The organism is Novosphingobium anseongense, assembly GCF_037482895.1.
GTDB classification, from domain to species: Bacteria; Pseudomonadota; Alphaproteobacteria; order Sphingomonadales; family Sphingomonadaceae; genus Novosphingobium; species Novosphingobium anseongense.
In genome coordinates, this window is record NZ_JBBHJZ010000001.1 from 1,562,639 (window position 1) to 1,580,696 (window position 18,058).

Here is an 18,058-nt window from a genome sequence, read left to right on the forward strand (position 1 = left end):
CAAGGAGAAGACCCATGCGCTTCAAGCTTCTGTCCGCCGCGATCCCTACGCTGGTCGCCGCCGCGCTGCTGCCCGCCGCCGCCCAGGCCCAGGTGACGCGGATCAAGAGCAACCCACAGGCCGTGATCCTCGACGCCGCGAAGGTCAGCGGCGACAGCGAACTGATCTTCGTCTCGGGCCAGCTCGCCTCGCCCGTCGACCCCGCCAAGCCGATGGCCGAGGTCAAGACGCTCGAGGAGATGGGCGACACCAAGACCCAGACGATCAGCGCGCTCGGCAAGATCCGCCAGATCCTGGAATCGCAGGGCTACAAGCTGTCGGACACGGTCAAGCTGTCGCTGTTCGTCGCTCCCGATCCGCGGACCGGCAAGATGGACTTCGCCGGCGCGAACGAGGGCTTCAAGGCTTTCTTCGGCACGCCCGAGACGCCGGTCACGGTTGCCCGCTCGACATTCCAGGTGGCGGCGCTGGTCGGCCCGCACTACCTGATCGAGATCGAGGCCATCGCCGCCAAGCGCGCTGGGTGAGCGTTCTTCCTTCCCGGCACGGGGAGGATCACCGCCCGATCATCTTGATCGCGACCGCCGCGGCCGAGGACCGCGTCTCCACCCCGATCTTCTCGTAGATGTGCTCGAGGTGCTTCTGCACCGTGCGCGGGCTGATCGTCAGCACGTCGCTGATATCCGAATTGGACTTCCCGTAGCTGACCCACAGCAGGACCTCGGCCTCGCGCTGGGTGATGTTGAGGCCGCTCTGCAGGCGCGAAACGTCGCGCTTGGGATCGAGCTCGGTGAGCTGGATCAAGACCTCGTCGCCGCGCAGCTTGTCGACCACGACGAGTTCGAAGGCGCCGTGCGGCTGGTCGATGCGCAACGTGGCGCCGTTGCCGTTCTCCTGCGAGAGCAGCCGGCGCACGCCGCCGCGCAGCAGGGGCGGCAGCACCGTGTCGCCGCGGGTCCAGCCCGGCGCGACCCGGCCGATCGCGCGCTCGGCCAGGGGCGTGCACCAGAGCAGCCGACCGTCACCGTCGGTCGCCATCATCATCCGCCCGGTCGCGTCGAGACCGGTGACGCTGGCATGGACCGCGCGGCTTTGCGCCATGTGTGCCCGCACGCGCGCCAGCAGTTCCTGCCACTGGATCGGCTTGCGGACATAGTCGACGCCGCCCACCTCGAAGGCCTCGATGACGTGCTCGGGCTCGGTCAGCCCGGTCATGAAGATCACCGGGATCGAGGTCAGAACGGGATCGCGCTTGATCCGCGCGGTGGTCTCGAAGCCGTCGATCCCGGGCATGACCGCATCCATCAGGATCAGGTCGGGCTTGACGTGATGGAGCACCTCGAGCGCGTTGGCACCCGAAGTGGCGATCAGCACGGTCAGGTCGGCGGTTTCGAGCATCGCGGTCAGCATCCGCAGCGAATCCGGCTCGTCGTCGATCACGAGCACGGTGTCGGGCCGCGGCGCCACGGCCATGTCAGACATTGTCCAGTTTCCTCTTCATGGCGGAAAGGTCGAAGCGATCGAGATAGTCGTAGAGCTGCGCGATCAGTTCGCGCGCTTCGGGAGCGGCATCGTCGAGCGCGACGATCTCTGCCTCGACGCCGCGGATGTGGCCGATGCGCAGCAGGTCGCGCAGCCGCTCGACGTGGACCATCGCCAGCTCGGACAGGCCGCTGATCGGCGCGCGAAGCGGGCCCGGGGCCGCCTCGCGGCTTTCCCAGCGCCACGACAGCTTGAGCAGGCCGCCCAGGGCGTCGAGCAGCGCGTTGAACTCGACCGGCTTCACCAGGAAGAGGTCGTGGACGATCACCGTCGTCTCGGGCTTGTGGAATTCCTGGACGTTGGCCGAGAGCATGACAATGTGCAGCTCCCGGCCCAGCTTCTCACGCAGATAGGCCGCGGTCTCCCAGCCGGACATGCCCGGCAGCGAGATGTCGAGCACGGCGAGATCGAAGCCGCGCCCGGCGCAGAGCGCGACCGCGGTCTCGCCGTTGGGCACCGCGGCAACGTCGAAGCCCAGCGATTCGAGAAGGCTGCGCAGGAACGAGAGCTGCTGGATGTCGTCGTCGACCACAAGGATCGAACGGCGCGGCCCCTCGTAGCCGACGATGCTGCGCGCGGGGGCCAGTTCCCCCACCCGCCCCGCGACCTGGCCGAGCATAAGGGCCACCTTGAAGCGACTGCCCTCACCCGGCATGCTTTCGAAAGCGAGGTCGCCCCCCAGGATCTGGACGATCGCCTGGGTGATCGACAGGCCGAGCCCGGCGCCGGGTTGCACCGGCCCGCCGGCATGACCGCCGCGCTCGAACGGATCGAAGATGCGCTCGCGATCCTCGTCGCGTATGCCGGGACCCGTGTCGATCACCTCGAACGTCGCGATCTGACCGGCATAGCGGACCTTGAACACGACCGACCCGGCCTCGGTGAACTTGATCGCGTTGGACAGGAGATTGATCAGCACCTGCCGCAGCCGGCTCTGATCGATCCGGACATATTCGGGCAGGCGCTCGGGATAGTCGGCGCGGAACTCGAGCCCTTTCGCCTGGGCGCTGGGCCGCAGCATCCAGAAGATCTGGTCGAGGAACTCCTCGAAGCGCACGGTGTCGTGCTTGACGCGCATGATCCCGTTCTCGAGCTGGCTGATGTCGAGCAGCCCGTCGACCAAGCTCGTCAGATGTTCGGCCGAGCGGCGGATCACCCGCGCCGCCTCGCGCGAAGAGACCTGATCGCCGCGCTCCATCAGCTGCGCATAGCCATAGATGGCATTGAGCGGCGAGCGGATCTCGTGGCTGACGCCCGCCAGATAGCGGCTCTTCGCGAGGTTGGCGGCTTCCGCCGCCTGCTTCTCCCGGCTCAGCAGGTCCGCGGTCCCGTCGGTCGCCACGGCGACGCCCAGCCGCGTCCCCTCGCGCACCAGCGCGGCGGCGGTGACGACGCAGATTGCGGTCAGGCAGACGAGGCCGAGGACGTGCATCTGCGTGTCGTCGGCGGTGGAGAACTCGGCTGCGAAATTGGCGGCGATGGCGATCAAAGCCAGGGCCAGCGCGAACATCGGCGCGGCGCGGAGCATGCCGATGCGCCAGGGGTTTTCCGGGGCCTGCATGCCGCGTCGAAGCCAGTTCGTATTGCGGCGCAGCATCATCGGAGAGTCAGAGCTCCCCGATCGCGGATGCGACATTCGGACGAGACCAACTCGACGTTCTGCGACGTGCGTGACTGCGACCCATGAAACCCAATGCCCTCAAGCGGGGATCTTCATTTTTGCACTTGCGTGACGAATGTTGCACCGCACAACCATCTTGGCAAGCGCTTCGTTTTCAGACCGCCCGACCGCGGAATTGCTTCAACCTCGACAGGTCCAATTGGGGGAAATTCCCGAATCGAGCCGCTGGAGAGGCATTGGGCGACGGCAGTCTCGCGCTGCACTGCGCCGCCCGAAATGCGCACAAAGGCGTATCAACATTTGCCGATCGCCGCCCGATGTCGGTGCCGAGGCGACGCCGCTGGCGCCGCACACGGGGGCAAAACGAACAATGTCGCAAAACCTCAACCCGGGGATGAGCAAGCGCGATCTGCTCAGCCTCATCGGCGCCGCGGCGGGCGGTACCGCGATGTATATGGCGATGGGCGCCTTCGACCAGGCCAAGGCCTCGAACTTCAAGGGACCGGTCAAGCTCGACGGCAGCGCCAAAGGCAAGTCGGTGCTGATCCTCGGCGCGGGCGTGGCCGGCATGACCGCCGCGCTCGAACTCGGCCGCGCCGGCTATCAGGTGCAGATCCTCGAATACCAGGATCGCGTCGGCGGCCGTTCGTGGACCCTGGCGGGCGGCGACACCTACACCGAACTCGGCGGCGCGACGCAGAAGGTCGGCTTCTCGGCGGGCAACTACATCAACCCCGGTCCCTGGCGCATCCCCTGGCACCACCACGGCCTGATCCACTATTGCCACGAGCTGGGCATCGGCCTCGAACCGTTCATGCAGGTCAACTACAACGCCTACGTCCACTCGACCAAAGCCTTCGACGGCAAGCCGCAACGCTTCCGGCACATCCAGGCCGACTATTACGGCCACGTCGGCGAACTGCTGTCGAAGGCGGTCAACAAGGGCGCGCTGGCCGACACGATATCCAAGGAAGACGGCGAGATCCTGCTCGAGTCGCTTCGCTCCTGGGGCGCGCTCGACAAGGACTTCCGCTATGTGAAGGGCCGCGAGTCCAGCAACCGGCGCGGCTGGGACAAGGAGCCCGGCGGCGGCCTGACCGCCGAGCCGATCCCGTCCCAGCCGATGACCGCCGAGACCGTGCTGCGCTCGGGCCTGTGGCGCTCGATCGCCGGCAATCTCACCTGGGATCACGAGTTCTCGATCTTCCAGCCGGTCGGCGGCATGGGCGAGGTCGCCAAGGGCTTCGAGCGCGCGGTCGGCAAGGTCGTGCGGCTGAACAGCAAGGTCACCGCGATCCAGCAGAGCGAGGCCGGCGTCACGGTCAACTACCTCGACACCAAGTCGGGTGCGAAGATGACCGCCAGCGCCGACTATTGCATCTGCACGATCCCGCTGCCGATCCTGGCGCAGATCGAGATGAACGTCGGCCCCGAACTCGCCGCGGCGATCCGTTCGATCCCCTATTCGACGAGTTGCAAGGTCGGCCTCGAGTTCAAGCGCCGCTTCTGGGAGCAGGACGACCAGATCTATGGCGGCATTTCCTATACCGACCTGCCCAACAGCCAGATCTCCTATCCGAGCAGCAATTACGGCGCGAAAGGCCCCGGCGTCCTGCTCGCCGCCTATACGGGCGGCGTGCCCGGCTACGAGCTGACCGCGCTGAGCCCGCAGGAACGCATCGCGCGGGTGCTCGAATGGGGCTCGCAGATCCATACGCAGTTCAAGAGCGAGTTCGTCGGCGGCGTCTCGGTCGGCTGGCACCGCGTGCCCTGGGTGCTCGGCTGCTTCGGCCAGTGGAGCGAGGAAGCGCGCGCCGAGCACTACAAGAACCTCTGCGCGATGGACGGCCGGATCATGCTCGCGGGCGAACACGCCTCCTACTACGGCGGCTGGCAGGAAGGCGGCATCACCTCGGCGATCGACGCCATCACCCGGCTCCATCAACACGTACAGGCGGCCTGATCCCCATGACGATCAAGATGCAGCGCAAGACCCTTTTCCTGATCGCCGCCGCAGCCACCGCGCTGGGCACGATGACCACCGAGATCGCCGCCGCGCCGGCCCCGCTTCAGGGCGACGCCGCCGCGACCGGCGTGTTCACCGGCCGCGACAAGTTCGGCGAGACCAGCGGCGAGGCGATGTATCGCAACGTCTGCGCAGCCTGCCACATGCCCGATGCCAAAGGCGCGGAGGGCGCCGGCATGTATCCCGCGCTCGCCAAGAACCCGAAGCTCGAGGCGGGCGGCTACGTCCTCTCGGTGATGATGCAAGGCATGAACGGCATGCCGCCGCTCGGCCGGATGATGACCGACGAGCAGGCGGCCGACGTCACCAACTACGTCCGCACCCATTTCGGCAACCGCTACAAGGACCGGATGACGCCGGCCGACGCCAAGGCCGCGCGCCCGCAGTAAGGGGCTACTGTGCCGGCCCGTCCTGCCGATCTGCCGGGCGCAGGACGGCAAGCCGGTCGGACTGGAACGAGCCGAGCCAGAGCTCGTCGTTCAGCAGCGCAGCGCTGGACAGGCCGTTGAAACTTGCCTGCGGGCGGCCGTAAGCGAAGGTCGCGATGCGCCGGTTCTGCAGATCGAGTTCGCCCACCACCCAGCCGCGATGGCAGAGCATGGGATCGGCCTTGCCGTCGACGATCTTGCGCAGGCCACCGCAGGCCGGCTCGTCGTAGCGCATGCCTGCCAGCAGCAGACGACCACCGGTCCAATGGATGTTGTCGGGCATGAAGTCCGGCGCCTCGATCCGCTCGATCGGGCCGCCAGGCTGCCGCCGGTCGAACACCATGACCGCGTGCCAGCCGAAGGCGACGACGTAGAAGCGCTGGTCGTCGGGGTCGACTTCGAGGCCATTGTTGCCGGGAAGCTTGGTGCCGGGAAGCTGGACGAAGCCGCTGGCGCCGGGCGCCCATTGCCAGACCGCGCCGGTCGTCCGCCCCTGGACGAAATCGGCGATGACCGTGCCCGGTCGGGTGAGCACGGTGACAAGGACGGTGCCGTCGGCGAAGCTCGCGACGCTGTTGGCCACCTGCCCCTCGGGCATCGGCAGGCAGCCGCGCCAGGTCACGCTCGGCTCGGCCCCCCCGGCGCGCACCTCGAACACCTCGATCGACTCGCGACCGCCGTGGTTCACGACGAGCAGTTGCCAGCGGCCGGGTGCGACTTCGCGCAGCGACAGTCCGCGCGCGTTGAACAGCGCGGGATCGACCGGCCCCGGGCATTGCGCGAAGCGCTTGCGGTCGGGAGCGATCTGATCGGGCGTGCCCGTAAACCACTTGCGGAAGGACCGCCCGCGCGTGTCGACGAGCTTGAGCCCGGCGCCCCGCGCGAAGCCGCTGGCAATCAGCCAGGGCGTGCCCGGCAGAGCCAGCACGTCCTCGGGACGCTCCGGGCCGCAGACATAGGCGAACTCGCTGTCGGCCCCGCAAGCGACGTCAGGCGTTGCACCGGCCAGCGCCGCTGCGAGGACGAGCCCGATCAATCGCGTGGCCTGCCCGGCGTGCGGGCTGCCGGCGAGGCCGTCCGCAGCTTGGCCATGTCGGCATAGTGCGGCCAGGCGATGGGGTGTGATTCCTCGCCGAGCCAGACCAGCCGCGGCTTGCCCGGCACGAAAGCCGGCCAGGCGCCTAGTTTCGTGCTGACCGGGCGGCCGTCGCGCGCGAAGGCCAGCAGCGCGTCCGACATCTCTGCTTCGAGCGACAGGTCCGCCGGCTCCCAGGTACGCGTCGTGCGGAACAGGTTCAGCGCCTCGCGCGTACGCAGCCAGTAGGGCACGTCGCCCGTGTGATAGGCGCCGACCGTCGCCGGATCGTGATCGCTGAAAGTCACGCCAGGGGCATAGGGCTGCCGGCGCGTGAACAGATAGGCATAGGCGGGCGCCTTGCCGTGGCTCTGCTGGAAACGCGCCCAGTCGGCCATCTGCCGCCCGACGCTGGCGTCGCGCGCGATGTCGGCGGCGGCGCGCGCGGGATCGCCGTTCCGATAGGCAGCGAGTATCGCATCCCCCTCGGCCCCGAACCGCGCGCGGACCGCATCGGCCAGGGCCGCGGCGTCCTTGACCGGACCGAGCGGGCCGAAACTCTCGTCGCGGGTATAACCGATCAGCAGCGGCACGTCGTTCTGGCGGCCGGCAGCGAAAACCTCTTCGGCGCTGCCGGTCACGATACGGCCGTCGATCACGATCGGATCGCGCGGCGTCAGCGCCGCGGTGACCTTGTCGCCGGGCAGAGCGCGCAGATCGGCGAGCGAGGCAGCGCCGAGGTCCTTCTGCAAGGCCAGCCCCTGGGCTTCGGCCTTGGCCAGCGGCGAAGGGCCGAGCATGCCGCCGAACGGACTGCCGCTCATGCCGGCGACGCGGGCGAAGAGGCCTTTCGCGGCAGGGCTCATCTGCAGCAGCGCGACCGACATCGAGCCCGCCGACTGGCCGGCGATCGTCACGTTATCGGGATCGCCGCCGAATCTGGCGATGTTGCGCTTGATCCATTCGAGCGCGGCAATCTGATCCATCAGGCCATAGTTGCCCGAGGCGCCATAGCCGGATTCGCGGCTCAATTCGGGGTGCGCGAGAAAGCCGAGCGGCCCGACGCGGTAGGCGATGTTGACGCGGACGACGCCGGCCTGGGCCAGCGGCTCGCCCGAATAGTTGGCCATGCTCGCCGAGCCGATGTTGAAGCCGCCGCCGTAGACCCAGACGATCACGGGCCGCTTCTGCGCGCCGGCGGGCGCCCAGACGTTGAGGTAGAGACAATCCTCGCTCGTCGCCTCGTTGCCGAAATAGTGGTTCTGCCGCGGCGAGCGCAGCGGCTGCAGGCATTCGGCAGCATAGCGGTCGGCGTGCAGCACACCCTGCCAAGGCGCGACCGGCTGCGGCGGCTTCCAGCGCAGTTCGCGCAGCGGCGGCGCGGCGAAAGGCACGCCGAGCCAGGCCTTGACGCCCGAGGGCAGCGTCACGCCCTCGACCGCGCCGCCGTCGACCGCGACGGGCTGAGCGGCGAGCGGCGCGGCCAGCGCCAACAGCGCGGCAGTAAGCGCGCGGCGGATCACTTTGCCGGAACTCCCAGCTTCGCATGGAAGAAGTCGAAGGTGGCATTGGTCGCGCGCAGCGTCGCCTCGCGCGTCTGCGCCGGGGTCTTGCCGATGAAGCTGTGGTCGACGCCGTCGATGTAGATCGCCTCGACCGGCACCCCGGCCCGGCGCAGGGCAGCCTCACCGACGTGCGACTGGCCGACGGGAACGACCTTGTCCTCGGTGCCATGGATCAGCAGGAACGGCGGGTCCTTGGCGTCGATGTAGCTGTCCGGGCTGACCTTGCGTAGCGCTTCGGCGGGACAGGGGCCGGTGCAACCGAGCAACCGCGCGCCGGGGGCGTCGGGGGTGGTGGCCTCGCGCATCGTCGCGAAGTCGTAGACGCCGTACCAGGTCACCGCGGCCTGCACGCAGCCGTCCTGCGCCGCGGCGGGATCGAGCGCGGTATCGCGGCAGGTCAGCGCGGTCAGCGCCGCCAGATGGCCGCCGGCCGAGCCGCCCCAGAGACCGACCCGCGTGGTGTCGATCTTGTACTGCGCGGCATGAGCGCGGAGGAAGCGCAGCGCGGCATTGGCGTCCTGGAGCTGCGCCGGGAAACGCGCCTCGCCCGAAAGCCGGTATTCGAGGCTCGCCACGGTGAAGCCCTCGGCCGCGAGCCTGGCGAGCACCTTCGGGAAATCGGCCAAGGCGCCCGAGTGGCGCGTGTGCCCGCCCATCCAGCCGCCGCCGTGGATATAGAGCACCAGCGGGTGCGGCCCCTTGCCCGCAGGCACGTAGACGTCGACGATCTGCGGGCGGTAGCCGGGCAGGGTCTGGTAGGCCACGTCGCGCCAGGCCGAGACGCCACCCGGGAAACTCACGGCGGGATTGGGGAAGCGATCTTCGAGCACCGGCTCGGCCGCGGTCGGGAAATCGCGCGCCGGGGCCGCCTGAACCGGAGCGGAGACAAGCACCGTGGCAAGGCTCATCGCGCCGCAGATTGCGTTTCGGATCATATGGTTTCTCTCCCTGTATCTTGTCGTTGGGCTCAATCGAGGAATGGCGGCTTGTGGCGCGCCTGGGCGGCCAGCCGGATGGGCGCGTTGATCGCGCCGTAGCCCGCGTAGTCGCGCCGCTCGACGACCTCGAAGAAGACGCGGCGCGCGAAGGCACGGGTGTAGAACTGGAAGTATTCGGCCTCGCCGTCGCGGTCGTAGAGGATGCCGCGCGCGGCCATGCGCTCGACGAGTTCGGGATCGAGCCCCCAGCGGGCTTCGAGATCGTCGTAGTAATTGCGCGGGATCTCGAGCCGGTCGACCTCGAGCGCGATTGCCGCATCGGCCGCGGCGAAGATGTCGGGACAGGCGAAAGCGATGTGCTGGACCCCCGCCCCGAAATAGTTCTGGATGAAGCGCGACGACAGCGACTGGTGCGCGAGCGAGCCGTTGAGCGTGAAGCGCACCTCGCGCCCCGGCGTCTCGACCGCCTGGCTCAGGACGAGCCCCATGGGGTCGGCGATCTCCACCTGCGGCGTCTTCCGCATGTCGAGCAGGCCCAGATAGAACAGCAGCCAGGACAGGAATTCCTCGGACTGCATCGTCTGCGCGACGTGATCGAAGCCCGTGAGCAGCGCTGGCCCCGTCGGTTCGAGCGGATGCGGGAACTCGTGCGCCCACATCGCCGCGCGCGTCGCCGCGTCGACGAGGTAGAGCAGGCTTCCACCGACCCCGCGCACGCTGGGAATCGGCCATTCGTCGGGTGCGACCGCCTGCTCGTAGCGCTGGATGCGCAAGAGGTCGGCGCGCGCGAGCGCCGCGGGGACGTCGGGCACGGCCAGGCCGATCGCGCAGACCGAGGCGCCGTGGACCACGTCGAACGAATGCGCGAGGCCCTCGGGCTCGCAGTTGATAACGAGATTGAGCGCGCCCTGGGTCCAGCGCGTCACGTCCTTGTTGCGGTGGCGCGCGGTCGGGCGGAAGCCGAGCGGGCGCAGCATGGCGCCGAGCTCGTCGGCCTCCTCGTGGCTCGCGGCGAACTCGATGAATTCCACGCCTGTGGTGGAAATGCGCGGGGGAAGTTCGACCGCGGCGGCGGCCGGCCGCTCGATCCCGCCTTCGAGCATGCGCAGCGAGCGATAGCCGTCGACCGCGACCTGGCTGGCCGAGCCGGCGCGGAAGCGATCGTTGAAGATCTCGAGGCTCCAGTAGCCGTCGTAGCCGATGCGGCGGATCGCCTCGGCCCAATCGTCGAGCGGAAACTCGCCCTGCCCCGGCATGCAGCGAAAATGGCGGCTCCAGCCGAGATAGTCCATTTCGAGCATGGGCGCGTCGGCGACCTGGACGATGAACAGCTTGTCGGCGCGGATGTCGCCGATGCTCGACGCGGGGATCCGCCGCGCGAGCGAATGGAAACTGTCGAGCACGAGCCCGACCGCGGAATGATCGGCGTCTCGCACGATCGACCAGGCCTCGCGATGGTCGGCGACATGACGACCCCAGGCCAGCGCCTCGTAGCCCAGGCGCATGCCGCGGCGCGCGGCGCGTTCGCCGGCCTCGACCAGATCGGCGATCGTCCGTTCGCGATCGCCGTCGGCGAGCGGCGAACAGCTCGAACAGACGAGCACGAGGTCGGTACCGAGATCGGCCATCACGTCGAACTTGCGCTCCAGCCGGTCGAAGGCCCGCGCGCGCTGCGGCTCCGGTAGCCCTTCGAGATCGCGGAACGGCTGGAACATCGTGCAGGCGAGACCAAGGTCGCGCATCATCGCGCCGATTTCCTTGGCACTGAGATGCGACGAGAGCAGGTCGTTCTCGAAGATTTCGGCGCCGGCGAAGCCCGCGGCCGCGATCGCCTGCAGCTTGGCGTCGAGCGCGCCGCTGATCGAAACGGTGGCGATGGAGGTCTTCATGGTCTGGCTGCCGCTTCCCAAAACCCGGAGTCACATGCCCGGTCGGCCTTGGCCTAACACGAGCCCTTCCTTGACAAAAGCAAAAATGATAGGAACTAGTTCGTTACATATATGCAAGGATATCGAACCACTGCACGGGAGACGAAGGCCGCAATCGGCGCTATCGGTCGCGGATCACCGCGCCGAGGGCCGAGGCGCATCCAGTCTCACGGAGGGATTTCCTTGAACCAGCCCGCCAAGCCGCCGCGCCGCTCGCATGCCGAAGCGCGCGAGCAGGCGATGAATCAGATCATCGACGTCGCGACCCAGGAATTCGTTGAGAAGGGGCTTGCCGGCGCACGCATCGACGAGATCGCCGGCCGTGCCACCAAACGGAAGATCTACTATTACTTCGAGGGCAAGGACGAACTCTACCGCGCCGTGCTCGAGCGCGCCTATCGCCGCGTTCGTGACAGCGAGCGCGCCGTCGACATCGAGGACGGCACCGCGATCGACGCGCTGCGCCGACTGATCGAGCACGACGCCCGCTATCACTGCGAGCACCCCGAACTGGTGCGACTGGTGATGAACGAGAACATCCATCGCGCCGAACATCTCAAGCAGATCGAGGGTCTGCCCGAACACAACCGCCAGGTAATCGACATCCTTGCGCGCATCGTCGCGCGCGGCGAGGCCGAAGGCACGTTCCGGCCGGGCATCGACCCGATCGAACTGCACATGAACATGAGCGCGCTGAGCTTCTACAACGTCTCCAACCAGTTCACCTTCTCGCACAACTTCGGGATCGACATGACGAGTGCGGAAGCGGTGGAGCGGCGCGCCAAGCAGGTTGCGGACATCATAATAGCCTGGGTGACGCACGCGGCCTGACCGGCGCCGGTAACGGCACGGCAGCCCTGCGTCCGTTCTCCCGGGCACAACGGGAAGAGGGAAAAGTGGCTGCCATTGCAATCGACACCCCGGCCGCGAGCGCGCCGGTCCACTGGACGCGCCGCGCCCTGGCCATCGTCGCGCTGTGCTTCGCGATCAACATGGCCGACGGCGTTGACGTCACCATACTCTCGTTCATCGCGCCCCGCATCCAGTCGGACTGGGGCATAGCCGCCGACGTCATGGGCACGCTGTTCAGCGCCGGCCTGCTCGGCATGGCGATCGGCGGCATGTTCATCGCGCCGCTCGCCGACCGGCTGGGACGGCGAAGGATCATCCTCGCCGCGCTGCTGCTGATGTCGATCGGCATGATCGCCAGCGGCTTCGTCACCAGCGTCGCGCAGTTCTTCGCCATGCGCGTGCTCGTCGGCGCGGGCATCGGCACGGTGCTGGCGGCCATGGCCGCGCTCGCCGCCGAAGCCGCACCAGACCGGCACCGCAATCTTGCGGTCGGGCTGGTTCAGGCCGGCTATCCCTTCGCCGCAGTCTTCACCGGGCTGATCGTCGCGCATCTGCTGCCACTCTACGGCTGGCACGTGCTGCTTGCCGCGGCCGGCGCGACCACGGTCCTGCTGTTCCCCATCGCCTGGGTATTGCTGACCGATGCAGTGCCGATGGACGGCGAAACGGGAGGGCACCGAAGTGGAGTCGGCGGCCTGTTCGCCGACGAATTCCGCGCGCGCACCCTGGCACTCTGGGGCGCGGTCTTCTTCGGGCTGATGGTCCTCTATTTCATCGTCAGCTGGATTCCCAAGCTGTCGATCGAGGCGGGGCTGTCGGAAACCGACGGCATCTATGCGGGCGCGCTCTACAACCTCGGCGCCTTCATCGGCACCGTCGCGATGAGCGTGCTGGCCGTGCGCGTCCCGCTCGGACGACTCGTGCCGACGATGCTCGTCTGCGCGGCCGCGGCGATGTTCTGGTTCGGCGCCGTGGCAATGCCCGTCGGCGCGACGATGGCCAACGCCTTCCTGATCGGCATGCTGCTGCAGGGCGGCTACAACGGCGTCTGGCCGCTGGCCGCGGGCACCTACCCGGCGCGCGTGCGCGCGACGGGCGTGGGCTGGGCGATCGGCATCGGCCGCAGCGGCGCGATCGTCGGCCCCTGGCTCGGCGGCGAGCTGATGGCCGCCAAGGTCCCGCTTCCCGTGCTGTTCGGCGCCTACTGCGTGCCGCTGCTCGCCTGCGCGACCTGCGCCTTCCTGGTCAATCGCGTCGCGCGCCGTGCGGCCGATGCATGAATAAATTGACAGGAACTAGTTCGTAACATAAATGCAGAGTCCTGGCCGGCGATAACGCCGGCAGGGGGAGGATCTTCATGCGTACCATCGGCACTCGCCTTGCGTTTTCCGTCTCAGCTCTGTCCTGCGCCATCGCGCTCGCCGGCCCCGCCTTCGCGCAGGATGCCGCGCCTGCCGAGGACGCCGACGCCACGCCCGCGCGCGAAATCGTGGTCACCGGCTCGCTGATCCAGCGGCCGAACAACGCCGCGGTCAGCCCGATCATCTCGATCAGCGACACCGCCATCAAGGAGAGCGGCACGCCGACCTTGCAGGACGCGCTCAACCAGATCCCGAGCTTCACCGTGGGCGGCAACGCCGCGACCGGCGGCCAGGGCACGGGCGGCCGCGCTTCGATCAACCTCCACGGCCTCGGCACCAACCGCAATCTCGTCCTGCTCGACGGCAAGCGGCTTCCGGTGTCGGACATCTTCGGCAACGTCGACGTCAACATCCTGCCCGATGCAATCATCGGCAGCATCGACACGATCACCGGCGGCGCCTCGGCGGTCTATGGCTCGGACGCGATCTCAGGCGTGGTCAACTTCAAGACGATCAAGAGCTTCGAGGGCGTCAAGGTCGATCTGATGAACTCGATCAGCGAGCGCGGCGATGCCTATCGCTTCAACGGCTCGCTCGCGCTGGGCACCAACTTCGCCGACGATCGCGGCCATCTGATCGCCGCCTTCAGCTATGCCAATCAGGATCCGGTCGATGGCTCCAAGCGGTCGTTCTTCTATGACAAGACGCCGTCCTCGTTCATCGGCACCGGCACTTTCGTGCCGAGCGCGACCAACGCGCCCAGCGCGGCGGTGATCCAGGGACTGTTCGCCGGCTACGGCGTGAGCGCCCTGCCCGCCAACGTCCAGCTCGCCAATCTCGGCTTCAACAACGACGGCACGCTGTTCGTCCAGAACGGCGGCCAGAACTATCGCGGACCGACCAACGGCAACGGTTACCTGCTCGTGGCCAACAACGTCCGCATGCCCGTCGGCCAGCAGATCCAGTTCCTCAACGCGATGAAGCGCAAGAGCGCGTTCCTCAAGGCCGACTACGAACTCTCGCCCTCGCTCACCGCCTATGGCCAGTTCATGTACGTCGATCTCAACGTCAACACCGAGAGCGGCGGCAGCCTGACCCAGTTCCCGACGCTGACGACGATCCCGGTGACCAACCCGTTCATTCCGGCGGGGCTGCGCACGGTGCTTGCCTCGCGTCCCAACCCGACGGCCAACTTCTCGTGGAATGCGCGCTATGTCGGCGTGCCCGACAAGAACTGGGACGAGAGCTACCGCGTCCTCCAGTACATGGCGGGCATGCGCGGCGACATCACCGAGGGCTGGACCTTCGACGCCTTCGCTTCCTACGACGAATCCAACCACGACCAGACGATGCGCAACGCCGTGCTCAAGAGCCAGGTCCAGCGCCTGCTCAGCGCGCCAGACGGCGGCGCCTCGCTCTGTGCCGGCGGGTTCAATCCGTTCGGCGACGCCAATGCCCGCTCGCTGTCGCCGCAGTGCGTGTCCTTCATCACCAAGAACGCCTTCAGCCAGGAGAAGCTCGGGCAGACCCAGGCGCAGTTGCAGGTCAACGGCAAGTTGTTCGACCTGGGTGCCGGACCGGTCCAGCTCGCCATGGTCGCCAACTACCGCCGCAACACCTATTCGTTCTCGCCCGATACCGATTTCATCGCGGGGGCCTTCGCGCCGGGCGGCAACATCGAGGGCGTGGTGAACACGCTGCCGGTGGGCAAGAAGGCGATCTCGGTGAAGGAGCTCGCCGCGCAGATCGACGTGCCGCTGATTTCGGACAAGCCGTTCTTCCGCGAACTCGGCATCGGCGGCGCCTTCCGCGTTTCCGACTATTCGGTGACCGGCAGCGTCACGAGCTTCGAACTCGACGCGCGCTGGAAACCGATCGACGCCCTGATGTTCCGCGGCAGCTACCAGCGCGCGGTGCGCGCGCCGAACATCGGTGAGCTCTTCGCGCCGCCGCAGGGTACCCAGCTCGTCATCGGCACGCCGCCGAGCGCACTCGGCGATCCCTGCGACTCGCGTTCGACCGCGCGTGTCGGCGCGAACGCCACGCAGGTCGCCGCGCTCTGCGTTGCCCAGGGCGTCCCCGCCGCGGCGATCGGCTCCTATCAGTTCCCGACCACGGCGACCGGCCAGGTCGTCGCCGGCAACACGGGGCTGACGCCCGAGCGTGCCACGACCTTCAACGTCGGCTTCGTGTTCAACGCCCCACGCGGCGGCGGTGTCTTCGGCGATTTCTCGCTGTCGGTCGATTACTACAACATCAAGGTCAAGGACGTGATCTCGACCGTGCCCGGGCTCACCGTGCTGTCGAAGTGCTTCAATCTCGATGGCTCGAACACGACCTATTCGAACGCCAACGCCTATTGCGCGCTGATCAGCCGCGATCCGACCACGGGGCAGATCCTCAACGTCGCGACGCCCTATCAGAACCTCGGCCAGGTCAACACCGACGGCATCGAAGTCCAGGCGCGCTGGGGCGTGGCCGCGCCCTTCGTCGGCGAGAGCGGCAAGTTCTACGTCGATACGTCGATCGGCTGGCTCCACAAGTACGAGGTCCAGCTCCTGCCGGGCGCGGCCTTCCTCGACTACACGGGTGTCAGCATCGGCGGCGCCAATCCGGGCTCGGTGCCGCCGCGCGCCACACCGAAATGGCGCGCGCTGACCACCTTCGGCTACAGGTCCGACGTCGTCGGGCTCGGCCTGCGCTGGCGCTATCAGAGCGGCATGAAGGACAACAGCGCCGTGCTGACCCCGGCCAATGCGCAGATCGGCGTTAAGCCCTACGCGCTCTGGGACCTGTTCGGATCGGTCAAGGTGGGCGACAGCTTCGAGCTGCGCGGCGGCGTGAACAACCTGCTCGACCGCGGCCTGCCGATCGTTTCGAGCTCGCAGAACGGCACCGACACAGCGCTCTACGATGCCATCGGCCGCTCGTTCTACATGGGCCTCAAGGTCAACTTCTAACCACCCCTCATGCCGGACCCGCACCATCGGAACGGGTCCGGCACTTTTTTGGTTGAAACACAGATGCTTCGTTCCGGGCTTATCGGCCGTGCCATTGCCAAGTCGCGCTCTCCCCTGCTCCACGAGCAGGAGGCGCGCGCGCAGGGCCTGGACCTCAGCTACCGGTTGTTCGACTTCGACGAGCTCGGCCTGGCCGACGGCGATCTCGCGAACCTGCTCGTCCGACTTCGCGACGAAGGCTTCTGCGGCGTCAACGTCACTTACCCGTTCAAGCAGGCCATCATTCCGCTGCTCGACGAGCTGGCCGAAAGCGCCGCGCTGGTCGGCGCGGTCAACACGATCGCCATCCGCGACGGCCGGCTGACCGGGCACAACACCGACATGGAAGGCTTCCGTGACAGCGTGCGCGAAGGCCTGCCCGGCGCGCCGATGGGCCGCGTGCTCCAGCTCGGCACCGGCGGCGCCGGCGCGGCCGTGGGCTGCGCGCTGCTGTCGCTGGGGGTTGAGCGCCTGATCCTGGCCGACGTCGACCCCGCGCGCGCGCAGGCGCTGGCCGAAGCGCTCGAGGCGCTCTTCGGCGCCGGCCGCGTCGCCGTGCAGGACAGCGCCGCGCTGAGCACCGACGCGGTGGACGGCATCGTCAACGCCACGCCGATGGGCATGGCGGCGAATCCGCAGTCGGCGATCGCGCCCGAGCTGATCCTGCCGCGCCACTGGGTGGCCGACATCGTCTACTTCCCGCTCGAGACCGAGATGCTGCGCCTGGCCCGCGCCAAGGGCTGCCGCGTGCTCAACGGCAGTGGCATGGTCATCGCCCAGGCCGCCAAGGCCTTCGAGATCATGACCTGCCACCCGGCCGACGTCGCGCGCATGCGCGCCAGCTTCGCCACCGCCTAGCCGCGACCGCCAAGCCACGTCCCGCCTCGGCCGCCGCACGCTTCGGCCGTCCGCTTACCCGGTGTTTACCAGCCGATGCCGACCATTCCCGCGGTTCCGGGAGTGAAAGGCACGATCTCATGCAGCGTGACATACCCGCCGCAATCGCGGCAGCTGGACTGGCCGGCACGAGCCTCATGCTCGGGTCCTGCGGCCTCTTCGAAAAGCCCGTCAAACCCGCCGTCAGCCGCGCCGTCGCCCGTCCGGCACTCTTCGAGCGCCGCGCCGAAGGCAGCGAGGCGATCTGGGGCTTGCGCGCCGGGCTCAACGTCGCGGCGCTGTCCTGTCGCGGGCGCGGACGCCCGCCCGTGGCCCCCGCCTATGCGCGCATGCTCATGCGTCATCGCGGCCTGCTTGCGACCGCCCATCGCGAGGAACAGGGGCGCCAGGGCCTGGGCACGTTCGACCGGCAGCAGACGCGCGTCTACAACACCTTCGCCAACCAGGCATCGCCCGTGCGCTTCTGCCATGCCGCAATCACCGTCGCGCAGCGGGCGAACGCGCTCGATTCGGCGCAATTCGCATCCGCTGCACCGCATATGCTAGGCGAATTGAAAGCTGCGCTACGCCGCCCCTGATCGGGTGAATTGCAAACGGTTCGCATCGTCGCTATCGGCGGCAATCAGCGGTCCGGCAGGTGGGGTTCCGCGCGCCAGGCATGCCCTGAGCCGCGATGGGACAAGGCCTGTGCGGACCTTTGTGTTACATTGATTGCAGCACGGCCAAAACATCGCCAAAGGGCGAGCAAAGGATTCCTAAGGAGAATCCATTGGCGGTGCCTGCTAACGCATTTCGTGGGTGGCAGCATCCGCGGTAGATTGCGACG

General features: G+C 67.8%; 14 protein-coding genes. 8 read left to right on the forward strand and 6 right to left on the reverse strand.

Annotation, left to right across the window (positions count from 1 at the left end; all coding sequences use genetic code 11):
- Nucleotides 1-14 precede the first annotated feature (14 nt).
- On the forward strand, nucleotides 15-527 hold the full coding sequence (locus WG901_RS07375; protein ID WP_339586360.1) for a Rid family hydrolase: 513 nt from the start codon (nucleotides 15-17) through the stop codon (nucleotides 525-527).
- Nucleotides 528-555: 28 nt separating this feature from the next.
- On the opposite strand, the gene WG901_RS07380 is transcribed toward WG901_RS07375, so the two are convergent.
- Together WG901_RS07380 and WG901_RS07385 are read right to left on the reverse strand one after the other, a co-directional pair.
- Nucleotides 556-1,482, reverse strand: coding sequence for a response regulator transcription factor (locus WG901_RS07380; RefSeq protein WP_339586361.1), 927 nt, complete (start codon nucleotides 1,480-1,482; stop codon nucleotides 556-558).
- Entirely contained in the window at nucleotides 1,475-3,103 is a 1,629-nt protein-coding gene (locus tag WG901_RS07385; protein ID WP_339586362.1) for an ATP-binding response regulator, read from the reverse strand. The genes WG901_RS07380 and WG901_RS07385 overlap by 8 nt, the downstream gene beginning before the upstream one ends.
- A gap of 430 nt (nucleotides 3,104-3,533) precedes the next feature.
- Here WG901_RS07385 and WG901_RS07390 point away from each other — a divergent pair, with 430 nt between their 5' ends.
- Together WG901_RS07390 and WG901_RS07395 are read left to right on the forward strand one after the other, a co-directional pair.
- Nucleotides 3,534-5,126, forward strand: a complete 1,593-nt coding sequence (locus tag WG901_RS07390; protein ID WP_339586363.1) for a flavin monoamine oxidase family protein — start codon at nucleotides 3,534-3,536, stop codon at nucleotides 5,124-5,126.
- A gap of 5 nt (nucleotides 5,127-5,131) precedes the next feature.
- Nucleotides 5,132-5,578, forward strand: coding sequence for a c-type cytochrome (locus tag WG901_RS07395; RefSeq protein WP_339586364.1), 447 nt, complete (start codon nucleotides 5,132-5,134; stop codon nucleotides 5,576-5,578).
- A gap of 4 nt (nucleotides 5,579-5,582) precedes the next feature.
- Here WG901_RS07395 and WG901_RS07400 read toward each other — a convergent pair whose 3' ends face one another.
- From WG901_RS07400 to WG901_RS07415, 4 genes are read right to left on the reverse strand one after another with little or no spacing between them, the layout of a single operon-like run.
- Complete coding sequence (locus tag WG901_RS07400; protein ID WP_339586365.1) at nucleotides 5,583-6,653, reverse strand: hypothetical protein; 1,071 nt, start codon at nucleotides 6,651-6,653, stop codon at nucleotides 5,583-5,585.
- Nucleotides 6,650-8,215 (reverse strand): carboxylesterase/lipase family protein, encoded by a 1,566-nt coding sequence (locus WG901_RS07405; RefSeq protein WP_339586366.1) that lies wholly within the window; start codon nucleotides 8,213-8,215, stop codon nucleotides 6,650-6,652. The genes WG901_RS07400 and WG901_RS07405 overlap by 4 nt, the downstream gene beginning before the upstream one ends.
- Nucleotides 8,212-9,192, reverse strand: coding sequence for an alpha/beta hydrolase (locus WG901_RS07410; protein ID WP_339586367.1), 981 nt, complete (start codon nucleotides 9,190-9,192; stop codon nucleotides 8,212-8,214). Before WG901_RS07410 ends, WG901_RS07405 begins: the two co-directional genes overlap by 4 nt.
- A 32-nt stretch (nucleotides 9,193-9,224) precedes the next feature.
- Nucleotides 9,225-11,084 (reverse strand): bifunctional sugar phosphate isomerase/epimerase/4-hydroxyphenylpyruvate dioxygenase family protein, encoded by a 1,860-nt coding sequence (locus tag WG901_RS07415; RefSeq protein ID WP_339586368.1) that lies wholly within the window; start codon nucleotides 11,082-11,084, stop codon nucleotides 9,225-9,227.
- A 222-nt stretch (nucleotides 11,085-11,306) separates the two neighbouring features.
- On the opposite strand from WG901_RS07415, the gene WG901_RS07420 reads away from it, so the two are divergent.
- The 5 genes from WG901_RS07420 (at nucleotide 11,307) to WG901_RS07440 (ending at nucleotide 17,810) form a co-directional block, all read left to right on the forward strand.
- On the forward strand, nucleotides 11,307-11,954 hold the full coding sequence (locus tag WG901_RS07420; protein ID WP_339586369.1) for a TetR/AcrR family transcriptional regulator: 648 nt from the start codon (nucleotides 11,307-11,309) through the stop codon (nucleotides 11,952-11,954).
- A 65-nt stretch (nucleotides 11,955-12,019) separates the two neighbouring features.
- A complete protein-coding gene (locus WG901_RS07425) occupies nucleotides 12,020-13,255 on the forward strand; it encodes an MFS transporter (RefSeq protein WP_339586370.1) in 1,236 nt (411 codons plus the stop codon).
- Nucleotides 13,256-13,332: 77 nt separating this feature from the next.
- Nucleotides 13,333-16,296, forward strand: a complete 2,964-nt coding sequence (locus WG901_RS07430) for a TonB-dependent receptor domain-containing protein (RefSeq protein ID WP_339586371.1) — start codon at nucleotides 13,333-13,335, stop codon at nucleotides 16,294-16,296.
- A 63-nt stretch (nucleotides 16,297-16,359) separates the two neighbouring features.
- Nucleotides 16,360-17,193, forward strand: coding sequence for a shikimate dehydrogenase (gene aroE, locus WG901_RS07435; RefSeq protein WP_339586372.1), 834 nt, complete (start codon nucleotides 16,360-16,362; stop codon nucleotides 17,191-17,193).
- Nucleotides 17,194-17,312: 119 nt separating this feature from the next.
- A complete protein-coding gene (locus tag WG901_RS07440; RefSeq protein WP_339586373.1) occupies nucleotides 17,313-17,810 on the forward strand; it encodes a hypothetical protein in 498 nt (165 codons plus the stop codon).
- Nucleotides 17,811-18,058 lie beyond the last annotated feature (248 nt).

Excerpts from the sequence above, each read along its gene's own strand:
- WG901_RS07385 (WP_339586362.1), bottom strand. The coding sequence starts at position 3,103 with ATGCAGGCCCCGGAAAACCCCTGGCGCATCGGCATGCTCCGCGCCGCG.
- WG901_RS07395 (WP_339586364.1), top strand. The coding sequence starts at position 5,132 with ATGACGATCAAGATGCAGCGCAAGACCCTTTTCCTGATCGCCGCCGCA.
- WG901_RS07415 (WP_339586368.1), bottom strand. The coding sequence starts at position 11,084 with ATGAAGACCTCCATCGCCACCGTTTCGATCAGCGGCGCGCTCGACGCC.
- WG901_RS07410 (WP_339586367.1), bottom strand. The coding sequence starts at position 9,192 with ATGATCCGAAACGCAATCTGCGGCGCGATGAGCCTTGCCACGGTGCTT.
- WG901_RS07390 (WP_339586363.1), top strand. The coding sequence starts at position 3,534 with ATGTCGCAAAACCTCAACCCGGGGATGAGCAAGCGCGATCTGCTCAGC.
- WG901_RS07380 (WP_339586361.1), bottom strand. The coding sequence starts at position 1,482 with ATGTCTGACATGGCCGTGGCGCCGCGGCCCGACACCGTGCTCGTGATC.
- aroE (WP_339586372.1), top strand. The coding sequence starts at position 16,360 with ATGCTTCGTTCCGGGCTTATCGGCCGTGCCATTGCCAAGTCGCGCTCT.
- WG901_RS07430 (WP_339586371.1), top strand. The coding sequence starts at position 13,333 with ATGCGTACCATCGGCACTCGCCTTGCGTTTTCCGTCTCAGCTCTGTCC.
- WG901_RS07440 (WP_339586373.1), top strand. The coding sequence starts at position 17,313 with ATGCAGCGTGACATACCCGCCGCAATCGCGGCAGCTGGACTGGCCGGC.
- WG901_RS07375 (WP_339586360.1), top strand. The coding sequence starts at position 15 with ATGCGCTTCAAGCTTCTGTCCGCCGCGATCCCTACGCTGGTCGCCGCC.